This is a genomic window from Nocardia sp. XZ_19_369 (assembly GCF_015355715.1).
In the GTDB taxonomy this organism is placed as follows: domain Bacteria; phylum Actinomycetota; class Actinomycetes; order Mycobacteriales; family Mycobacteriaceae; genus Nocardia.
Window position 1 is genome coordinate 1 of record NZ_JACVED010000007.1, and the last position, 18545, is coordinate 18545.

Sequence of the window (18545 nt, forward strand, 5' to 3'; positions counted from 1 at the left end):
CACATCGCCACCACCGCCCCAGCGACACCACCATGCCTCCATCCCCTCCGACCGAGCTCTGCGCGGGCGACGCTACCCGCGCAGCCCATCCGCAGCGAAATCCGGCCGCGCCTTCGGCCGGAAACCTACAGGTCGACAACGGATCCCGTCTGAAGGCATGCCGGGATGACGAAGATGGAGTGCTGCAGACCGCGAACGCCCGGGACACCAGAGCTACGGCACCCGGAGCTGACAACGAGAACTACGGGATCGTTCCCCGACATCCGGTATTCGGCATTTCAGTGCGTTCGGACGCCGATCAGATGGACCCATCGGGCCGATGTCGCCAATGAAAAATCCCGAGGTCTGTTGGAAAAACGGACCTCGGGACTGCCAGTACCCATACGCAGGCTCTACCTCGAGTGGAGCTAAGGGGACTCGAACCCCTGACCCCCACACTGCCAGTGTGGTGCGCTACCAGCTGCGCCATAGCCCCGAGTGGGTTGCTTTCAGGTTTCCCTGACTGCCTGAACGAAGTTACACCACGGGTGTGGTGGCAGCCAAATCGCGTTGAATCGGGGGTAGCGGTGGGGGGCTGACGGTCGTAGAATCGAACACATGTTCGAAGGAAGCGGTTCCTCGGTACTGGACTTTCAGGCCATGAGCGATGAGGGGTTGATCGAGGCCCTTCGGACGGCGCATGGGGCTTCGGCGGCGGCGCAGGCGGCGGAGGTGTTCGCGGTGCGCGAGTTGTATCGGCGGCATCGGGCGGTGAGTGCGGAGCCGGGGCCGGGTGGGGTGCGGGCGGGTGAGTTCGCGGCGACGGAGGCGGCGGTGGCGCTGCAGGTCGATGAGGGGTCTGCAGCGGCGATGATCGATGTGGGGTTGGCGCTGGAGGATTGGTTGCCGCGCACGCGGGCGGAGTTCGCGGCGGGGCGGATCGACCTGGCGAAGGTGCGGGTGATCATCGATAGCACGCGTGCGGTCGCCAGGGACGTGCTGGGCGAGTTGGAACCGCGGTTGCTGGAGACGGCGGGGCGGACCACGCCGGTGCGGCTGCGGCAGGCGGCGCGGCGGTGGGCGGCACGGCTGGATCCCGGTGGGGCGCAACGGCGGCGGGAGCGGCGGCAGGACGATCGGGACGTGCGGATTCGGGCGTTGCAGGACAGTATGGCCGTGTTCGATGGGGTGCTGCCTGCACCCGGCGCGCAGACGGTGGCGATGCGACTGCGGGAGATGAGCTTGCAGGTGTGTGCGGCGGATCCGCGGACGATGCCGCAGCGGCGGGCCGATGCCCTGGTGGCGTTGGCCGATGGGTCGGGGCGGCTGCGGTGCGGGTGTGCGCGCGGTGCCCGATGTCCGATGGCAGAGGAGGTGGGGGACGCGCCGCGGCGGCCGTTGATTCAGATCGGGATTCCGGCGGACAGCTTGCTCGGCATGCAGGACGCACCCGCGTTTCTGGCCGGGTACGGCCCGATCGATGCCGGGTTGGCGCGGATGCTCGCGGAAAACGCTCGGTTCCAAGTGATTCCGGAGCAGTCGGATGCCGACGAGCCGGTCGACGAGGAACAGGTCGCGCGGTCACGGGCGGCCCGACTGGAACATGCGGCGCGTTTGGAACGAGAGGTGCGGGCGCTGGACGGCATGTGCCGGTTCCCCGGCTGCACGATGCCGGCCGCCGAATCCGAACTGGATCAACGAAACTCGGCCATCCGCGCCGAAGTGACGGTGCTGTGCCCGCGGCACCATCGCTTGAAAACGTTGGCGGACAAGAGAAAAGTGCCGTGGGAAACCTGGCTGGCCGATCCGGATCGGTTGCAGTGGACCACACCGACCGGCGATGTGCACACCACCTCGCGTGAAGGCGCCCGATATCTGTTCCCGCACAAAGACATCGACGCACCCACCAGCCGGAGCGACAACCCACCGCAGACCGAGCCCGCACGCAACGCCCCGGATGATCTCGCCTACCCGTTCCGCGGCCACGCGCTGGTGCACCGCCACCTGTGCCGAATCGCACCGGAGGACGAGATCCCCGATGACACAACAACTCCGATGATCAACATCGCGTACTGAACGAGACCACCTCGGGGACTACACAAGTCCCCCGTAGACCAACTGAAAACTCGACGCGCGGCGGTCCCGGCCGACTGGGGAAGCAGGACCGCGCCGTCGAACGGGCCGAGTCGCCGGCAGGTGGAGTCGGCGGCTCGGCCCCACGAACGACGCGCTGCGGTCCAGGGGGAATTTCGGGCCGCGCCGTCGAACGGGCCGGGCCGTCGGGTGGTGGATGCGACGGTCCGGCCCCCTGACCAACCGAATGCTCGGCGGGCAGGGTCCGGCCGACTGGGGTAGCCGGATACCCCCGCCGAGCGGGCCGAGTCCACGACCAGATCGTCGGCTCGGCCCCCGAGCCAAACCGAATGCTCGGCGCTCGGATCGCACGACTAGCGGAGTCGAGCCGCGACTACGTGGTGTGCCCGGCCTCAGGACTTGACGGCGATCCCGCCGACGATGATCTCCTCGACGAGAGTCAGCTTGTCGCGCACGATGCTGTCCGGCCGCCAATGCGATAACGGCACCAGACCCGGCTCGACCAGCTTGCAGCCGCGGAACAAACGGATGATCTCGTCGTAGGTCCGGAACCGTCCGGTGCCTAAGAATTCCAGGAAGGACTTCTCCAACGCACGCGATTCCTCGCCGGTGTGCAAGAAGTGCGTGATGAACAGGTGGCTGCCCACGGGCACGGCATCCAGGTATGCGTCGACAACGCCTTCGGGGTTTTCGTCGTCGTGCAGGTGATGCAGCATGCCGACGAGCATGACGGCCACCGGTCGAGAAAAGTCGATCAACCGCTGGACGTCCGGATGCGCCAGCACACCCTCGGGGTCACGCAGATCCGCGGTGATGACACCGGTCCGGCCGTTCAAACTCATCAGCGCGCGAGCGTGCGCCAACACGATCGGATCATTGTCGACATAGATGACGCTGGCGTCCGGTTGCAGTTCCTGCGCGACCTGATGGGTGTTTTCCATCGTGGGTAGCCCGGCCCCGAGGTCCAGATACTGTGTCATGCCGGCGGTACCGGCCAGGTAGCGCACCCCGCGATTGAGGGCCGCACGATTCAGTTTGGCCAGCTCGTAGACGTCCGGCATGGTCGCGCGCAGGTGATCGAGCACCCGTTCATCGGAGGGGTAGTAATCCTTGCCGCCGAGCATCGCATCGTAGACGCGGGAGATGCTCGGCTTGGTCACGTCGAACTCGACGTGTGCCGACTCGGAATTCGTCATCGTTCAGCCCTTTACGCGCGATACTCGGACACCTGACCGCCACCGAAAAGCCTAGCGACGTAGCCGGATAGCGTGGGGCGCTATTGCCCGATCTGTATCAAGTCGACATCACCGGGTGAGCGCGTCCACCCAGTCCTCGTTGCTGATGTCGATTTTGGACTTTCCGTCGAAAACGGACGGGGTGCCCGCGGACTTGCCGAGCGCCGCTTCGAGAGCGGTCATCGCGGCGGTCGCGTCGGTTCGCGCCGCTTCGACCCTGGCGCCGGTGGAGATGCATTGCAACACCGATTCCGGAGCGCCCGCGACCCGGGCGATCGCGGCGAGTTCGGCATTGTCGAGATCGGCGCCGCCCTCGCTAGGCCGTTTGGTGGTGAACAACTCGGTGTGGAATTTCGAGTAGACCGGTCCCGAGCCGCCTTCTGCGACACATTGATTGGCGGCGACCGCACGCGTCGAGTAATCCTTGCTCCGCGAACGGTTATCGAGGAAATTCACCAGCCGGTAGCGTACGGCCAGCTTGCCCTCATCGATGCGCTGCGCGATCTCCTGGCCGGCGATGCGTTCCAGGTTGCCGCAGGCGGGGCAGATCGGGTCCTCGTAGAAGTCGACCGTCTTCGGGGCATTGGGCTTGCCGAGCAGGATCGAACCGTCCGGCTCCAGCAGCACGCGCACACCGGGATCGTGCGCGGAGCCGTACCCGTCGTTGCGCACGCTCGGCTCGTCGTGCCCCCAGCCGATCGCCGCGATCACGATCACCGCGATCAACGCGAGGGCAACGGCGCCCAGCGCGTAGGTGGTCTTGCTGGACATGGGCCGAGGAGTGTAGTTCGAACGCGATTCGCTCACCCCACCACTCTGCCGCAACCCGACCACACTCCCACCGCCAACCCCCACCCGCTGCGGCGCGCCACACACCCTGGTCGAGGACTCGCACAGCAGCCACGGTCGACCTACACCCGGCATCTCGCGACTGCCACGCACGAATTCTCCCTGCGCACAGTCCACCAGCGTTTCCCTGCACCGAATGCGCTGCTGCCGCTGCCTGCGGCAGCCGCCAAAGACGGGGCAGACCCCGCCTCGGCGATGCCACACCACAATCACGCGCAGGCGAACATGAGCAGTCGACTCGTGCCCCGGCAGTTGGTTCGACACTCCGCGGCATCGCTAGTAGGCCCCCGTCGCTATCGCGCGATCGAGTTGCGTGAAGTCGGTTCGGTATTCACCTCTGCCGGGGCCGCACCCTGCCCGGGTTCACCAGCACCCTCGCCAACAACAGGTTCGACCGGCACCGGACTATCAGCCACCGGCGCACCCGCCGCATCGTTCACCGCATGCTCGACCTGAGCATCGCGTGCCCGCAACTGATGATCGGCCCCGTCTGGCCCGCAGAGATGCTCGCATTCAGCACCCGCCTCCTCCGCACGCTTGCCCGCCGGCTCCTCCCGCTTACGCAACGGCTCGGGCACCACCGCCCACCCGAGCGCCGCCACCGCGAGCAGCGCGCCGGTGACCGCGAGCGCGAGTCCATAGGAAGCCTGCTGCGCCAGTGCGCCCACCGCGACCGGTCCGAGCACGGTGCCCAGATCCGCCGCCATCTGGAACCCGGCGAGCACCGGCCCACCACGGGCGTTCGGGCCGATGATGTCGGCGACCGCAGCCTGCTGAGTCGGCGTGAACATACCGGCCCCGAGACCGGCCACGAACGACGTGATGAGCAACCACGGCAACGTGTCGGAGATACCGAGACCGGCCGTGCCGAGCGCACACACCAGTGACCCGACGATCAAGAACGGTTTACGCCCCCACCGATCCGAGTACCGGCCCGCCAGGAAAAGCACCGCGACGTTACCCGCCGCGAACACGGTCAACGCCACCCCGGCCATGCCCGGCGTCTGATGCAGCACCTCGACGACAAGCAGCGGCACCAACGCCATCCGCACACCGAACACCGCGGCACCGTTGGCGAAGTTGGACCACAGCACCGCCCGATACTCGGGCCGCGCCCACGCCTCCCCGAACGACATCATCCGCACGCCGCCAACGGGTTCCGGCGCGGCCAGCTGCGAATTCCGCAGCGCCAGATACACCGCGACGGTCACTGCCAGCAAGGCGACCGCATAAATCACGAACGGCATGCGCAACCCGAGTCCGGACAGCACCCCACCGACGAGCGGCCCACTGACCGACCCGATCAGGAAGCTGGTCGACCACAACCCGGACACCCGCCCGCGCGCGGCGGGCGGCGACATCCGGATCACCAGCGCCAGCGACGACACCGTGAACATGGTCGACCCGACCCCGCCGAGCGACCGCAAAACCATCAGCTGCCAGTAACTTTGGGCCAACGCACTGGCACCGGTGGACACCGCGACGATCAGCAACCCGCCCAGATAAACCGAGCGCTCCCCCAGCTTCTGCACCAACCGGCCACTCACCGGCGCGAACAGCAACCGCATCAACGCGAACGCACTCACGATCGCCGAGGCCGCCGCGACACCCACCCCGAAGCTGCGCGCGAATTGCGGTAGCACCGGCGCGACCAGGCCGAACCCGATGGCGATGACGAACGCGCCGCCGACCAGCACCCAGATCTCGATTGGCAGTGGCTCCGCCCGGCCGGTGGACCGGGCCTTGCCGACTGCCGACGATCTACTACTCACCGGATAGCGCCTGTCCCACCACTTCCTCCGCGGCCGCCTGCACCTGCGCGAGGTGCTCGGGGCCGTGGAACGATTCCGCGTAGATCTTGTATTTGTCCTCGGTGCCGGACGGGCGGGCGGCGAACCACGCGTTCTCGGTGGTCACCTTGAGCCCGCCCAGCGGCGCGCCGTTGCCCTTCGCCCTGGTGAGCACGGACGTGATGGGCTCACCGGCGATCTCCTTGGTGGTGATCATGTCCGGAGTCAACTTCCCGAGCAACGCTTTCTGTTCCGTCGTGGCGACGGCGTCGATCCGCGCGTAGGCGGGGCTGCCGTAGCGGCGTTCGAGTTCGACGTAGCGGGCCGACGGGCTCTGGCCGGTGACCGCGGCGATCTCGGCGGCCAGCAGCGCGAGCAGGATGCCGTCCTTGTCGGTGGTCCACACGGTGCCGTCCATCCGCAGGAACGACGCGCCCGCGCTCTCCTCGCCGCCGAAAGCGAGGCTGCCGCTGAACAATCCGGGCACGAAGAACTTGAAGCCGACCGGCACCTCGTGCACGTCGCGGCCGAGCACGCTGACCACGCGATCGATCATCGACGAGGTGACCGCGGTCTTGCCGATCTTGGTGAGCGCGTCCCAGCCCATCCGGTTCGCGACGAGATATTCGATGGCGACCGCGAGGAAATGGTTCGGGTTCATCAGCCCGCCGTCGGGCGTGACGATGCCGTGCCGATCCGCGTCGGCGTCGTTGCCGGTGGACAGGTCGTAGTCGTCCTTGATCGCGATCAGCGAGGCCATCGCGTAGCGCGAGGACGGATCCATCCGGATCTTGCCGTCGCTGTCCAGCGTCATGAAGCGCCAGGTCGGATCGACGAACGGGTTGACGACCTCGAGCTCGAGGTCGTAGCGCTGGCCGATCTCTTCCCAGTAGTCGACGCTCGCGCCGCCCATCGGGTCGGCGCCGAGCCGGATGCCCGCGCCGCGAATCGCGTCCAGGTTCAACACATTCGGCAGGTCGGCGATGTAGTGGTCGAGATAGTCGTAGCGCTGGACGTTGGTCTCCAGCGCGTGTTGCAGCGTGGTGCGCTTGATCCCGCTGAGCCCACTGCGCAGCAGTTCGTTGGCGCGCGCGGCGATGGCGTCGGTCGCGGTGTTGTCGGCCGGACCGCCGTGCGGCGGGTTGTATTTGAAGCCACCGTCGCGGGGTGGGTTGTGCGACGGGGTGATCACGATGCCGTCGGCCTGGTTCTTGGTGCCGCCCCGATTGTGGCGCAGCACAGCATGACTCAGCGCCGGCGTCGGGGTGTACCGGTCGCGGGCGTCGATCATCGCGGTCACGTCGTTGGCCGCGAGCACCTCCAGCGCGGTGACCAGCGCGGGCTCGGACAGCGCGTGCGTGTCCCTGGCCAGATATACCGGCCCGGTAATCCCGCGGGTCGCACGGTATTCCACGATCGACTGGGTGATCGCGAGGATGTGCGCCTCGTTGAACGCGGTGTCCAGGCTGGAGCCGCGATGTCCCGACGTGCCGAAAACCACCTGCTGTGCCGGATCCGTCGGATCCGGAATCCGGCTGTAGTAAGCCGTGACCAGATGTGCGATGTCTTCCAGGTCGGTGGGACGCGCGACACGCCCGGCTCGATCATGGGCCATGCTCGGGTCTCCCTTCCGTATCGGCTGTGCCCTGCTCGTCATCAGGATCATGTCCACAACCACTGCGTCGTCGACGCGGCGGCGAAGACCGCGGTCAGGCTGGCCACGACACTGATCACGACGTTGCCAACGGCGTAGGCGTAAGCGCCGTCCGTCACCAGCCGGATCGTCTCGTAGCCGAACGTGCTGAACGTGGTCAGCGCGCCGCAGAAACCCGTACCGGCGGCGGCCAGCAGCCAGTTGCCCGCACCCGCGCCGATCAATCCACCGAGCAGCGCCGAACCGACAATGTTAACGGTCAGCGTGCCCAGCGGCAGCAGAGAATCGAAACGTGCTGATACGACACGGTCTACCAGGTACCGAACGGGCGCGCCGAGCATCCCGCCGAGCACGACGAGCAGGACTGTCATCGGGCGGCTCCCTGCCACAGCTCCAGTGGCGAGAGCGCGACGTTGATGGTGGTGAACAGTTCGGCGTTCTGCTCGACGAACGAACGCAACCGGTCGGCTTCGTCGACGAGCATCAGTACCAGCGGCAGATGGTCGGCCATGTCCAGGATGCGGGTGGTGTGGATACGCGAGGACGCGCCGTAACCTTCGATGCCGCGCCACACGCTCGCGCCGGCCAGCCCGGTGTCGCGGGCGCGCCGGACGATCTCGTGGTACAGCGGCGTGTGCCGCCATTTGTCGTCCTCGTCGAGCAGCACCGTCAGCCGCGCCGCAGGCTGCCACCGTCCCGCTTCACCGATCACCGCCTGGCCCCCTTCCGTCCTGCCGTTGCCGTTGACTGCCGAGCCATGCCAGTTGTCCACCGTGCCAGGCCCATGCCGAGCACGACGGCCCCCAGCGCCGCCACCACCGTTCCCCCGAGATAGCCGAACGCCGGTACCGCGGCGCCCGATTCGAGCAGTCTACGAATCTCGAGACCGTAGGTGGAAAACGTGGTGAAGCCGCCGAGCACTCCGATACCGAGAAAGGGACGCAGCAGTCTGTGGGCTACCCACACCTCCGTGCTCAGAACCATCAGAATCCCGATAGCAAAGCATCCCACGACATTTACGGTGAGCGTGGACCAGGGGACGTGTCCTTCTTGTACGGGCCACCACACGCCGAGGCCGTAGCGGGCCACCGCGCCGAGGCCGCCGCCGGCCGAGATCACCGCGAGCAGCATCGGTTCGACGAGCGGGGTGCGCCGCACCCACTGATCTCCCGCGCCGAACGCCACCTGCGCAATGTTATCGGTTGGACCGAGCGGTACGGTCCGCCGGACCCCGCATGTCGAGACCCTACGAACAGCGTTGTTCATTGACATCCGCGCGAGTTCCGCGTACGAATGGCCTGAAGGTTTGGCCGAAGTCGTCTCCATCCACCACTTACTCAGGTCGGAGCAACGATGGCGGCACAGCGGGCACAACCGAATGCGCACCCGGAGACGGCGGCAGCTCGCCGACCGGGGCGTCAGCAAACCCATGGCAGACGGCAACTGGGCGTCGGCCGGATTCTGCGTCGATTCTCGATCGTGGCACTCGCGACGGCCGCGGCCGGGCTCGGTCACCTGGCCCCCGCGGCGGCCGCACCCCTTTATCCGGCCGCCGACGGCGATGGCTTCTACAACGCGCCACCGGACGTCGCCAACTTCCAGCCGGGCGACGTGATGCGCAGCAGGTCGGTGCCCGCGGCCGGTTTCCCGGGCGCCACGGCATGGCAGTTGCTGTACCGGTCGACGAATTCGGCCGACGAACCGATCGGCGCGGTGACCACGCTGCTGCTGCCGCCGGGCGGCGGGATGAGCAGGCCGATCGTGTCGTATCAGCCGTTCGTCAATTCGCTCGGCCTGCAGTGCGCGCCGTCGCACAGCATCTTCAACGGCACCATGCAGGAGGCGCCCGCGCTGAACCTGCTGCTGGCCAGGGGCTGGGCGGTCGCGGTGCCCGATCATCTCGGACCGACCAGTGCCTACGGTGCCGCGCGCCTCGGCGGCAGGCTGACCCTCGACGGCATCCGTGCCGTAAAGCGTTTCGGCCCAGCCGATCTCGCGGGTAGTCCGGTCGGCATGGCGGGCTACTCCGGTGGTGGCATGGCGACCGGCTTCGCCGCGGCCCTCGCCCCCGAGTACGCGCCCGAGCTCCCGATCGTCGGTGCGGCCCAGGGCGGTGTCCCGATGAACATCGGCAAGCTGGCCCAGGATGTCGGGTTGCAGCGCAGCCCGCTGTTCGGACTCGGCTTCGCCGCCGCCATCGGCCTGGAGCGCGAATACCCCAGCGAGTTGCAGATGGACCGGATCCTGAACCCGGCCGGCTTCGCCTTGCGCGACCAGATCGCCAACGCCTGCACCAACGAGATCATCAACGCCGGTGCGAACAAGAGCTTCAGCGATGTCTTCAACGGCCCGATGGACGCCGACCCCACCGTCGTCCGCATCCTGCACGAGAACAGCATCGAGATCTACCCCGGCGTGCCCCGCACCCCGATCTACGAATGGCACGGCGGCTCCGACCAGGTCTCCCCGCAGCTGGTGCGGGAAGTCGCCGGCCGGTATTGCGCTGAGGGCGTCCGCGTCCAGCTCGACATCATCCCCGGGGCCGACCACGGCACCGCGATCGCTCCGGGATCGGTCAACGCCTTCAACTACCTCGGCGACCGCTTCGCCGGCCTCCCGGCCCCGAGCAACTGCTGACCGCACACAGCAACGCCCCCGTTCACCGTTGAACGGGGGCGTTGTGTCGTTCGAGCGGAACGTCAGTGCGCGAGCACCGGCTCGCCTTCCGACGGCTCCGGCACCGTGTTCGGCATCAGCGCCGCCATGATCACCGCGCCGACCACGAAGATCGCTGTCGCCCACCAGAAGCTGGTGGTGTAGCTCTCCACCGCGGATTGCGCCACGGTCAACGGATCCGGCGTGCGGGTCGACAGGTAGTCGGTGGCTGCCGACGCGGCGATGGTGCTGAGCAGCGCCGTGCCGATCGAGCCGCCGACCTGCTGGCTGGTGTTGATCATGGCCGAGGCCACGCCGGCGTCCTCGTGGTGCACGCCGGAGGTCGCACCCTGGAACGCGGTCGACATCGCACCACCGAGGCCGAGGCCGAGCAGGATCAGCGCGGGCAGGATGTGCGAGGTGTACCCGGTGTCCAGGCCGATCTGGGTCAGCCAGGCCATACCGCCCGCGGCGATCAGGAAGCCGCCTGCCATCACGACCTTCGGGCCGACCTTGGGCAGCACCAGCGAGGGCACCGTGGTGGACGAGACGATCATGGCCGCGACCATCGGCAGGAACGCCAGGCCGGTCTTGATCGGCGAGTAGCCCATGCTCAGCTGCATGTAGTAGGTGAGGAACAGGAAGATCGCGAACATCCCGATGCCCATGATGAACACGGTCAGGAACGATCCACCGCGGGTGCGGTCCAGCACGATGCGCAGCGGCAGCAGCGGGTGTGCGACCCGCGTCTCCAGCCAGGCGAACACCGCGAGCAGCACCGCGCCGCCGATGAGGAAGCTCAGCGTCACCGGGTTGGTCCAGCTGGTCGATTCGGCGTGCGAGAAGCCGTACACGATGCCGAACAGCGCCGCGGTCACCACGACGGTGCCGGGGATGTCGAGCTTGGGCCGATCGGTGGTGACGTGCTTGGCCAGCAGCAGCACCGCGCCGATCAGCGCGACGGCGGCGAAGGCCAGGTTGACGAACATCACCCAGCGCCAGTTCGCCCATTCGGTGAGCATGCCGCCGAGCAGCAGGCCGATCGCGCCGCCCGCACCGGCGACCGCACCGAAGATGCCGAAGGCCTTGGCCCGTTCACCCGGTTCGGTGAAGGTCACGGTGAGCAGTGACAGGGCGGCCGGAGCCAGCAGCGCGCCGAACACACCCTGCCCGACGCGAGCCGCGACCAGCATTTCGAAGCTGGTTGCCGCGCCGCCGATAGCGGAGGCCCCCGCGAAGCCGATCAGGCCGATGATGAAAGTATTGCGGCGACCGAAGAGGTCACTGAGTCGTCCGCCGAGCAGCAGCAGGCTGCCGAACGCGAGTGCGTAACCGGTGACCACCCACTGGCGGTCGCCGTCGTTGAAGCCGAGGTCGCGCTGCGCGGCAGGCAGTGCGATATTGACGACAGTGGCGTCCAGCACCACCATGAGCTGCGCCACGCCGAGGACGGCGAGCACCCACCAACGCAGGGCGTGCGAGCCGCGACGGCCCTGATCCGTTTTTTCGGGGGCGGGTGCCCCACGGTCGAACGTGGTAGTCATTTGTCCCCTTTGTCTCAAGGTTTGATGCGGAGTTGACGCCTCCGGTTACCGTTAGAAGCTACCACCATAACGGAGAGAACGCCTCCGCTTAATCCCGATACTTGATAGGATGTGGGTGTGAATCACGCCACGGCCGTCTCTCCTCCCCGCCGCCTGCGTGCCGACGCCGCGCGAAATCAGCAGCGGATCATCGCCGCCGCGCGCGAGCTCTTCGCCGATCACGGACTCGAGATCACCCTCGATGACGTGGCCGAACGGGCGGGCGTCGGCGTCGGCACCGTCTACCGCCGCTTCGCCAACAAGAAAGAACTGATCACCGAGGTCTTCGAGCAGAGTATCGGTGAGTTCGCCGAGGCGGCCGACGCCGCCTACCGGCACCCCGATCCCTGGTTCGGACTCGTCGAGTTCTTCGAATATGCCTGCAGACACATGGCGAAGAACCGTGGCTTCAGCGAGGTGATGCTCGAACTGGAGGACGACGTCGACCGGTTCGTCGTCGTCCGCGACCGGATCAAGCCGACCGTGACGGCGATCGTGGACCGGGCCCGCGAGGCGGGCGTGCTCGCCCCCGGCATCGAGCCGTCGGACTTCTTCGCGCTGATCCACATGGTCGACGGCATCGCCGAGTTCGCCAGGCCGGTGAACCCGGATGTCTGGCAGCGCTATATGGCGATCGTCCTCAATGGCGTGCGAGCCGACGGCACACCGCCGCAGCAGCTGCTCGTGCCACCATTGAACGACTCCGAGGTAGAGCAGGCCAAGGGCGCGTGCGGAGGCCGCCGAAGGTAACAACTGCGTTATAGGTAGCGCAGATCACACACCGATCCCCTACAGTTGGACACATGACCAACTCGTGGGTGAACTGGGCTGGGGATCAACAGTGCGCGCCGGCGACCATCGCCACCCCGCGCACCACCGACGAGGTCGCAGAGCTGCTCGGCCGGGCCGGCGATGCCGGTCAGACCGTGCGCGTCGCGGGCGCGGGACATTCGTTCACCGACGCTGTGCTGACCGATGGCGTGCTGCTCGACCTGCGCAATCTCAACCGGGTTCTCGACGTGGACGCGGCCACCGGTCGCGTCCGGGTCGAAGCGGGCATCACCCTCAACGCCGCTAGCAACGCCCTGCACGAGCACGGCCTCGCCTTCCCCAACCTCGGCGATATCGACGTGCAGACCGTCGCGGGCGCCACCGCCACCGCCACCCACGGCACCGGGGGCGCGCTGCAAAATCTCTCGGCCGCACTGCATTCCATCGAACTGATGCTCGCCGACGGCAGCCGGGTCGAGCTGAACGCCGAGACCGATCCCGAAGGCTGGCGCGCGGCCAGGGTCAGTGTCGGCGCATTGGGTGTGGTCACCGCCGCGACGCTGCAGCTGGTGCCGTCGTTCGTTCTCGAAGGCGTCGAGCGGCCGGTCCCCGTAGAGGACATCCTGGCCGACCTGGACTCCCATATCGACACCAACGACCACTACGAGTTCTACATGTTCGCGCACAGCCCGGTGGCGATGACCAAGCGCAACAACGCCGTCGAGTTGGTGGAGCAGCCGCGCGGCAAGGCCGTCGACTGGTTCGCCGACATGCTGATGTCGAACTACACCTTCGACGCGCTGTGCAAGCTGGGCCGCTGGCAGCCGCGACTAGTGCCGTTGATCCACCGGGGCGCGGCGTACGCGGGCAGCTACCGCCGCCAGGTCGACCGCTCCTACCGGGTCTTCGCGTCCCCGCGCCTGATTCGCTTCACCGAGATGGAGTACGCGATCCCGCGGGAACACTCCGCGGCGGCGATCCGTGAGATCAAAGAGCTATCCACGAGATTCGACACGCCGATGCCGATCGAGGTGCGCTGGGTCGCGCCCGACGACGCGTTCCTCTCCCCCGCCACCGGGCGCGACACCTGCTATATCGCCGTGCACCAGTACCGGGGCATGGCCTACGAGCCGTACTTCCGGGCCTGCGAGGCCGTGTTCGACAAGTACAACGGCCGGCCACACTGGGGCAAACGCCACTTCCAGACCGCGGACACACTGCGTGGGCGCTACCCCGATTGGGACCGCTTCGCCGAGGTGCGCCGCCGCTTCGACCCGAAAGGCCGCTTCAGCAACGGCTATTTGAATCGCGTTCTCGGCCCGGTCGACTGACCGAGTCAGGCGCTGCCGTCCAGGATCTCGGCCACCAGCCGCGGCACCGCGGTGCCGATGGGTTCGCGCACGATCTCGGTGGCGATCGAGTCGTACGGCGTCGGTTCGGCGTTGACGATGATCAGATCGGCACCGTTCTCCACCGCGATCGCGCACATCGAGGCTGCGGGCTCGACCTGGAGTGAACTGCCGATCGCCAGGAAGATCTCGCTGGTCTGCGCGGTGAGCATGGCCTTCAGCATGGTGCGGCGGTCCATCTGCTGGCCGAACATGATGGTCGCCGATTTCAGCACGCCACCGCAGTCCGGGCACGGCGGATCCGCCTCACCCGCCGCGACCCGATCGAGTGTCGCGGCCATCGTTGTCTGGTAGATGCATTCGACGCAGACCACCTCGAACATGTTGCCGTGGATCTCGACCACCCGGTCGTCCGGGAAACCGGCGCGCTGGTGCAGCCGGTCGATGTTCTGGGTGATGATGGTGACCGCGCGCCCGGCCTGCGCCAACTCGGCCAGCGCGGCGTGTGCGGCGTTGGGGCGCGCCTGCCATGCCGGATTGTCGCGGCGGGCCAGCCACGCTCGTTGCCGCAGGTCCGGGTCGGCCAGGTAGTTGTCGTAGGTCGAGAGCAGTTCGGCGATCGGGTCTTTCGTCCACACCCCACGCGGTCCGCGGAAGTCGGGGATGCCGGAGTCGGTGGAGATGCCCGCCCCGGTGAGCACTGCGATGCGGCCGTCGCGGCGGCGCCACTCGCTCGTCATAGCACCGAGCCTAGGGCGCATGACAGCACTGAACCACTGCGTCATTCACCCTACGCAAGACGATGAGAGAATGTTACAGTTATCATCTCATCGCTTTAGAGGTGCTGATCAAAGGAGATCACGATGACCGCGTCCGCCGCCCTCGAATCCACCAGCGCCCCATCGCTTCCGCCGCGGCGTCCGTTCGCGCCGGGCACCCGCCTGTGGGACGAGACCGGACTGATCACCTTCTCGCTGACCGCCGGTTCGGCCTTCCTCCTGCAAACCATGGAGCCGAGCATCTCGGCCGTGGTCGACGAGCACTCCACCTTCCGCACCGATCCGATGGGTCGCGCACTGCGCAGCATCGCCTCGGTGATGATGTGGATCTACGGCGGCGAGGAGGCCCTCGCCGAGGCCGACCGGCTGCGCACCATGCACGCCTCGCTCAACACCACCGACGCGCACGGAGTCCGGCACACGGCACTGTCCTCGGGGCCGTGGGCCTGGGTGCTGCACACCGGAACGTTCGCCTTCGCCGAGAACGCGAAGTACTTCGCCCGCAGTCCGCTCTCCCCGGCGGAGAAGGAGGCGGTCTACCAGGAGATGGTGCAGCTGATGCGCAACTTCTCGGTGGTGCCCAAGGAGATTCCGGCGAGCTACGCCGAGTTCGAGTCGTTTTTCGCCGACACGGTGGCGAACCACCTGGAGGCCACCGGCACCGCCCGCGACTATCTGCGGGTGATCCGGTCCGTCGCGCCGCCGAAGCAGTTGCCGCGCGTTCTCGCGCCGCTCTGGCGCCGCGCCGTCGCCCCGGTCGGGCGGATGCAGTACTTCGTGACCGTCGGCACGACGCCCGAGGTCGCCCGGCGCAAGCTCGGGCTGACCTGGAGTGAGTCCGATGAGCGCAAGCTGCGGGCGCTCGGCTGGGTGCTCGCACGGGCGGTGCCGTTGCTGCCGGAACGCGTGCGGTACTTCCCGATTGCCTACGAGGCGCGGCGGCTCGAGCGGGATCGGGCGCGGCTGCGCAAGATTATCGACTTCCGTCCGATCTGAACGGTCCTGTCGACGGGCGCTGCGGTCAGTCTGGCCGCAGCGCCTTTTGCTGTGCAACAAGGGCTTTCGGGGGCTCGCGAGGCTTTGCGATGCGACAGCTCGCCTACTAGGAGATAGCGCCAGATACCGACCAGTATGGATGCTTGACGTTCCTGGTGACCATAAGCTGTTGTGCGCCAACAACTCTCAGCAGACCTCGATCGCCGCGCCTGAGCGGGACCGCGCAGCTTTGACAAACCGTCCAGTCCGAAGCGGTCTCCGCTCACGTTACGCGCGCAGTACACCGCGCAGATCGCTAATGCTTCCCATAGATGCTGCACAACAACATCTTTCACGTCCAAGTACCCACAACATGACCGACCCGCAACAGGTGTCAATGCGGACGAGCACCTGTCCGCAGTAACGATCTTCGCCGCGCTGGTATACGTATCCCGTACGCTTCGACAGCGTTTCGGCCCCAACACGCCGGATAACCCTTATCTGGCAGCACAGACACCCTGCTCGGCTCCGCTCATCGAAAGGCGCTTCTATGCCGCACAAGCCCAGCGTGCTGTTCCTCTGCGTGCACAACGCGGGCAGATCGCAGATGGCCGCCGGGTTTCTCAAAGCGCTCGCCGGCGACCGGATCGAGGTCCGCACCGCGGGCAGCGCGCCTGCCGCCGCGCTCAACCCGACGGCGGTCGATGCGATGGCGGAGGTCGGCATCGACATCTCGGGCCACACCCCGAAACCGCTGACGATGGACGCGGTGGGCATCTCCGATGTGGTGGTGACCATGGGCTGCGGTGACGCCTGTCCGTTCTTCCCCGGCATCAGCTACCGCGACTGGGTGCTGCCCGACCCGTCCGGCCAGACCATCGACGTGGTCCGCACCATCCGCGACCGCATCCGGATTCTGGTGGAAAACCTGATCGCCGAACTCGTCCCCGCGCTGGCCCGCTGATCGTTGTCCGATTCGTTCAAGACCGCGGCGGGCGTGGCTGACTACCGTGCGGGTATGACTCCACAACTCGACGTCATCGGCATTGTTGTCACCGATATGAGCGCCTCGGTCGCCTTCTACCGTCGCCTCGGCCTCGACTTCCCCGCGGGTTCCGAAGACGCGCCGCACGCCGAAGCGGCCCTGCCCAACGGTTTCCGGCTGGCCCTCGACACCGAGGCCACCATCAAGTCCTTCCATACCGATTGGGAACCCCCGAGCAGCGCGGGCCGCATCGGACTCGCCTTCCGCTGCGCCGACCCCGACGAGGTCGACTCGGTCTACGCCGCCCTCGTCGAGGCCGGCTACCACGGTGAGATGAAACCGTGGGATGCGTTCTGGGGGCAGCGCTACGCCGTCGTGCAGGATCCGGACGGCAACGGCATCGACCTCTACGCCGCGCTTCCGGCCACCGACTGAGCAGCCGCGGGCCAGGCACCCTGACGGTCAGCCGACCAGCGACAGCCCTGCCCGCGCCTCGGCAGACCGACTCAGCACCTGCCCCAACGGCATTCCGGTGAGGTCACGCATCTCTCGCGCCAGATGCGCTTGGTCCGCGAACCCGGTCGACGCCGCGATATCGGCGAACGACCCGCCACGACGCGCCTGCCCCAGCGCACGTTGCATGCGCAGCACGCGCGCCAGGGTCTTGGGTCCGTACCCGAACGCGGCCAGCGAACGCCGGTGCAGCAGCCGGGCATTCAACCCGGCTGCCTCGGCGGTCGCCGACACCGACCAGCCCGCGTCCAACGCCGCGACCACCTTCGGCAATACCGGATCGGGTGGCGCCACCTCGGCCGCGCGCCGCAGCGCGATCCGTTCCAGCGCGGCGACCGGATCGTCGGCGGTCCCGAGTTGCTCGGTCAGCCGACGCACCGTCCCCGATGCCCAGAGATCCGCGAGTTCGATCCGCTGGTCTCGCAATTCGTGTGCGGGCACTCCGAGCAACGCGGGCGCTGTCCCCGGCGCGAACCGAAGCCCGACATACCGCGTCCCGATCGCCGCCGTCGGTCGGAAAGCTCGCGTGTCCGGTCCGGCGACCACCAGTGTCCCGTCCACCCACAGCAGGTCGATGCAGCCGTCCGGCAACACGGGCAGCACGGCGTCCGCGTCGGTCACCGTCCGCGTCCACACCACCGCACGCGCGAATCGCGACGGCCGCTCCCGATACGTCCGCCCGTCCCAGGACTCGTCCACTCCTCGACGCTACCTCCGCCCCCTGACACGTTCCGCCGCCGGCGACGACGTGACCTCGTTTCCGGCGTCACCGTGGCGTCCGCACTGTCCCGCCGCAGGCACCCGAAACCGGGTCAGCGCTGGGCGGGGACCGGCATCACGCCGCGCGGGACGACGCGCACGAACGCATCGGGATGCGCGGCAGCGATTTTCGATTCCGGGTCTTTGCAACCGACCGTGACATCACCGATCGGCGCCGCGGAAAACGTCCACACCGTCATCCAGTCCTTGCCATTCACCGATTCGGTCTTTTTCACGTCCGAGGACCGCAAGTCTTCGTTCCGGCCGGAACTGTCGACCACCGTGCAGCGCAGCTCATTTGCGGCCTGTCCCCAGTCGGCGGGCACCCGAATATCCATCACGGCGTCGGCGGGTACGGCGACTTTTTTGGTCTCGCCGAGCGCGATCCGCACGCCGCCGCCGGTTTCGCTCTCGTCGCCGGAAGCCGGTGTGGTCTCGGGCGAACTGGATGTCGCCGCGTTACTCGACGAGGTCGATTCCTGGCTCGCCGACTTGTCATCGGAGCACCCCGCTACGAGTGCGACCAGCGCCGGAACCAACACCCAGATCAGTTTCACAGGTCAAACCCTCTCGTC

General features: G+C 67.3%; 18 protein-coding genes and 1 tRNA gene. 7 read left to right on the forward strand and 12 right to left on the reverse strand.

The features are described 5' to 3' along the window. Positions 1-402 precede the first annotated feature (402 nt). Positions 403-475: transfer RNA gene (locus tag IBX18_RS25175), tRNA-Ala, on the reverse strand. A 122-nt stretch (positions 476-597) separates the two neighbouring features. On the opposite strand from IBX18_RS25175, the gene IBX18_RS25180 reads away from it, so the two are divergent. Next, positions 598-2055: a DUF222 domain-containing protein gene (locus IBX18_RS25180; protein ID WP_194836027.1), complete on the forward strand. Its 1458-nt coding sequence runs from the start codon at positions 598-600 to the stop codon at positions 2053-2055. Positions 2056-2465: 410 nt separating this feature from the next. Here the strand turns inward: IBX18_RS25180 and IBX18_RS25185 are convergent, their stop codons facing one another. From IBX18_RS25185 to crcB, 7 genes are all read right to left on the reverse strand, one after another. Next, a complete protein-coding gene (locus tag IBX18_RS25185; protein ID WP_194836028.1) occupies positions 2466-3269 on the reverse strand; it encodes an SAM-dependent methyltransferase in 804 nt (267 codons plus the stop codon). A gap of 108 nt (positions 3270-3377) precedes the next feature. Further along, positions 3378-4079, reverse strand: a complete 702-nt coding sequence (locus IBX18_RS25190) for a thioredoxin domain-containing protein (RefSeq protein WP_194836029.1) — start codon at positions 4077-4079, stop codon at positions 3378-3380. A 371-nt stretch (positions 4080-4450) separates the two neighbouring features. After that, entirely contained in the window at positions 4451-5929 is a 1479-nt protein-coding gene (locus tag IBX18_RS25195; RefSeq protein WP_306796403.1) for an MFS transporter, read from the reverse strand. Beyond that, on the reverse strand, positions 5922-7562 hold the full coding sequence (gene pgm, locus IBX18_RS25200; RefSeq protein ID WP_194836030.1) for a phosphoglucomutase (alpha-D-glucose-1,6-bisphosphate-dependent): 1641 nt from the start codon (positions 7560-7562) through the stop codon (positions 5922-5924). The genes IBX18_RS25195 and pgm overlap by 8 nt, the downstream gene beginning before the upstream one ends. 47 nt (positions 7563-7609) lie before the next feature. Continuing rightward, a complete protein-coding gene (locus IBX18_RS25205; protein ID WP_107658790.1) occupies positions 7610-7972 on the reverse strand; it encodes a CrcB family protein in 363 nt (120 codons plus the stop codon). Continuing rightward, on the reverse strand, positions 7969-8313 hold the full coding sequence (locus IBX18_RS25210; protein WP_306796404.1) for a DUF190 domain-containing protein: 345 nt from the start codon (positions 8311-8313) through the stop codon (positions 7969-7971). The genes IBX18_RS25205 and IBX18_RS25210 overlap by 4 nt, the downstream gene beginning before the upstream one ends. Further along, positions 8310-8786, reverse strand: a complete 477-nt coding sequence (gene crcB, locus IBX18_RS25215; RefSeq protein WP_306796405.1) for a fluoride efflux transporter CrcB — start codon at positions 8784-8786, stop codon at positions 8310-8312. The genes IBX18_RS25210 and crcB overlap by 4 nt, the downstream gene beginning before the upstream one ends. 294 nt (positions 8787-9080) lie before the next feature. Here crcB and IBX18_RS25220 point away from each other — a divergent pair, with 294 nt between their 5' ends. Continuing rightward, entirely contained in the window at positions 9081-10238 is a 1158-nt protein-coding gene (locus tag IBX18_RS25220) for a lipase family protein (RefSeq protein WP_306796406.1), read from the forward strand. 62 nt (positions 10239-10300) lie between these two features. On the opposite strand, the gene IBX18_RS25225 is transcribed toward IBX18_RS25220, so the two are convergent. Further along, positions 10301-11800, reverse strand: coding sequence for an MFS transporter (locus IBX18_RS25225; RefSeq protein ID WP_194836033.1), 1500 nt, complete (start codon positions 11798-11800; stop codon positions 10301-10303). Positions 11801-11917: 117 nt separating this feature from the next. On the opposite strand from IBX18_RS25225, the gene IBX18_RS25230 reads away from it, so the two are divergent. Together IBX18_RS25230 and IBX18_RS25235 are read left to right on the forward strand one after the other, a co-directional pair. Further along, complete coding sequence (locus tag IBX18_RS25230) at positions 11918-12589, forward strand: TetR/AcrR family transcriptional regulator (protein WP_194836034.1); 672 nt, start codon at positions 11918-11920, stop codon at positions 12587-12589. 53 nt (positions 12590-12642) lie between these two features. Beyond that, a complete protein-coding gene (locus IBX18_RS25235; RefSeq protein ID WP_194836035.1) occupies positions 12643-13941 on the forward strand; it encodes a D-arabinono-1,4-lactone oxidase in 1299 nt (432 codons plus the stop codon). Positions 13942-13946: 5 nt separating this feature from the next. Here the strand turns inward: IBX18_RS25235 and IBX18_RS25240 are convergent, their stop codons facing one another. Beyond that, complete coding sequence (locus tag IBX18_RS25240; RefSeq protein ID WP_194836036.1) at positions 13947-14699, reverse strand: Sir2 family NAD-dependent protein deacetylase; 753 nt, start codon at positions 14697-14699, stop codon at positions 13947-13949. A gap of 123 nt (positions 14700-14822) precedes the next feature. On the opposite strand from IBX18_RS25240, the gene IBX18_RS25245 reads away from it, so the two are divergent. From IBX18_RS25245 to IBX18_RS25255, 3 genes are all read left to right on the forward strand, one after another. Beyond that, entirely contained in the window at positions 14823-15734 is a 912-nt protein-coding gene (locus tag IBX18_RS25245) for an oxygenase MpaB family protein (protein ID WP_194836037.1), read from the forward strand. A gap of 529 nt (positions 15735-16263) precedes the next feature. Continuing rightward, positions 16264-16677, forward strand: a complete 414-nt coding sequence (locus IBX18_RS25250) for an arsenate reductase ArsC (RefSeq protein WP_194836038.1) — start codon at positions 16264-16266, stop codon at positions 16675-16677. A 54-nt stretch (positions 16678-16731) separates the two neighbouring features. Continuing rightward, complete coding sequence (locus tag IBX18_RS25255) at positions 16732-17133, forward strand: VOC family protein (RefSeq protein WP_194836039.1); 402 nt, start codon at positions 16732-16734, stop codon at positions 17131-17133. 27 nt (positions 17134-17160) lie between these two features. On the opposite strand, the gene IBX18_RS43170 is transcribed toward IBX18_RS25255, so the two are convergent. Beyond that, on the reverse strand, positions 17161-17910 hold the full coding sequence (locus IBX18_RS43170) for a helix-turn-helix transcriptional regulator (protein WP_194836040.1): 750 nt from the start codon (positions 17908-17910) through the stop codon (positions 17161-17163). A gap of 113 nt (positions 17911-18023) precedes the next feature. Next, positions 18024-18362 carry a hypothetical protein gene (locus tag IBX18_RS25265; RefSeq protein WP_147132418.1) on the reverse strand — a complete coding sequence of 113 codons (339 nt, stop codon included), beginning with the start codon at positions 18360-18362 and terminating at the stop codon, positions 18024-18026. Positions 18363-18545 lie beyond the last annotated feature (183 nt).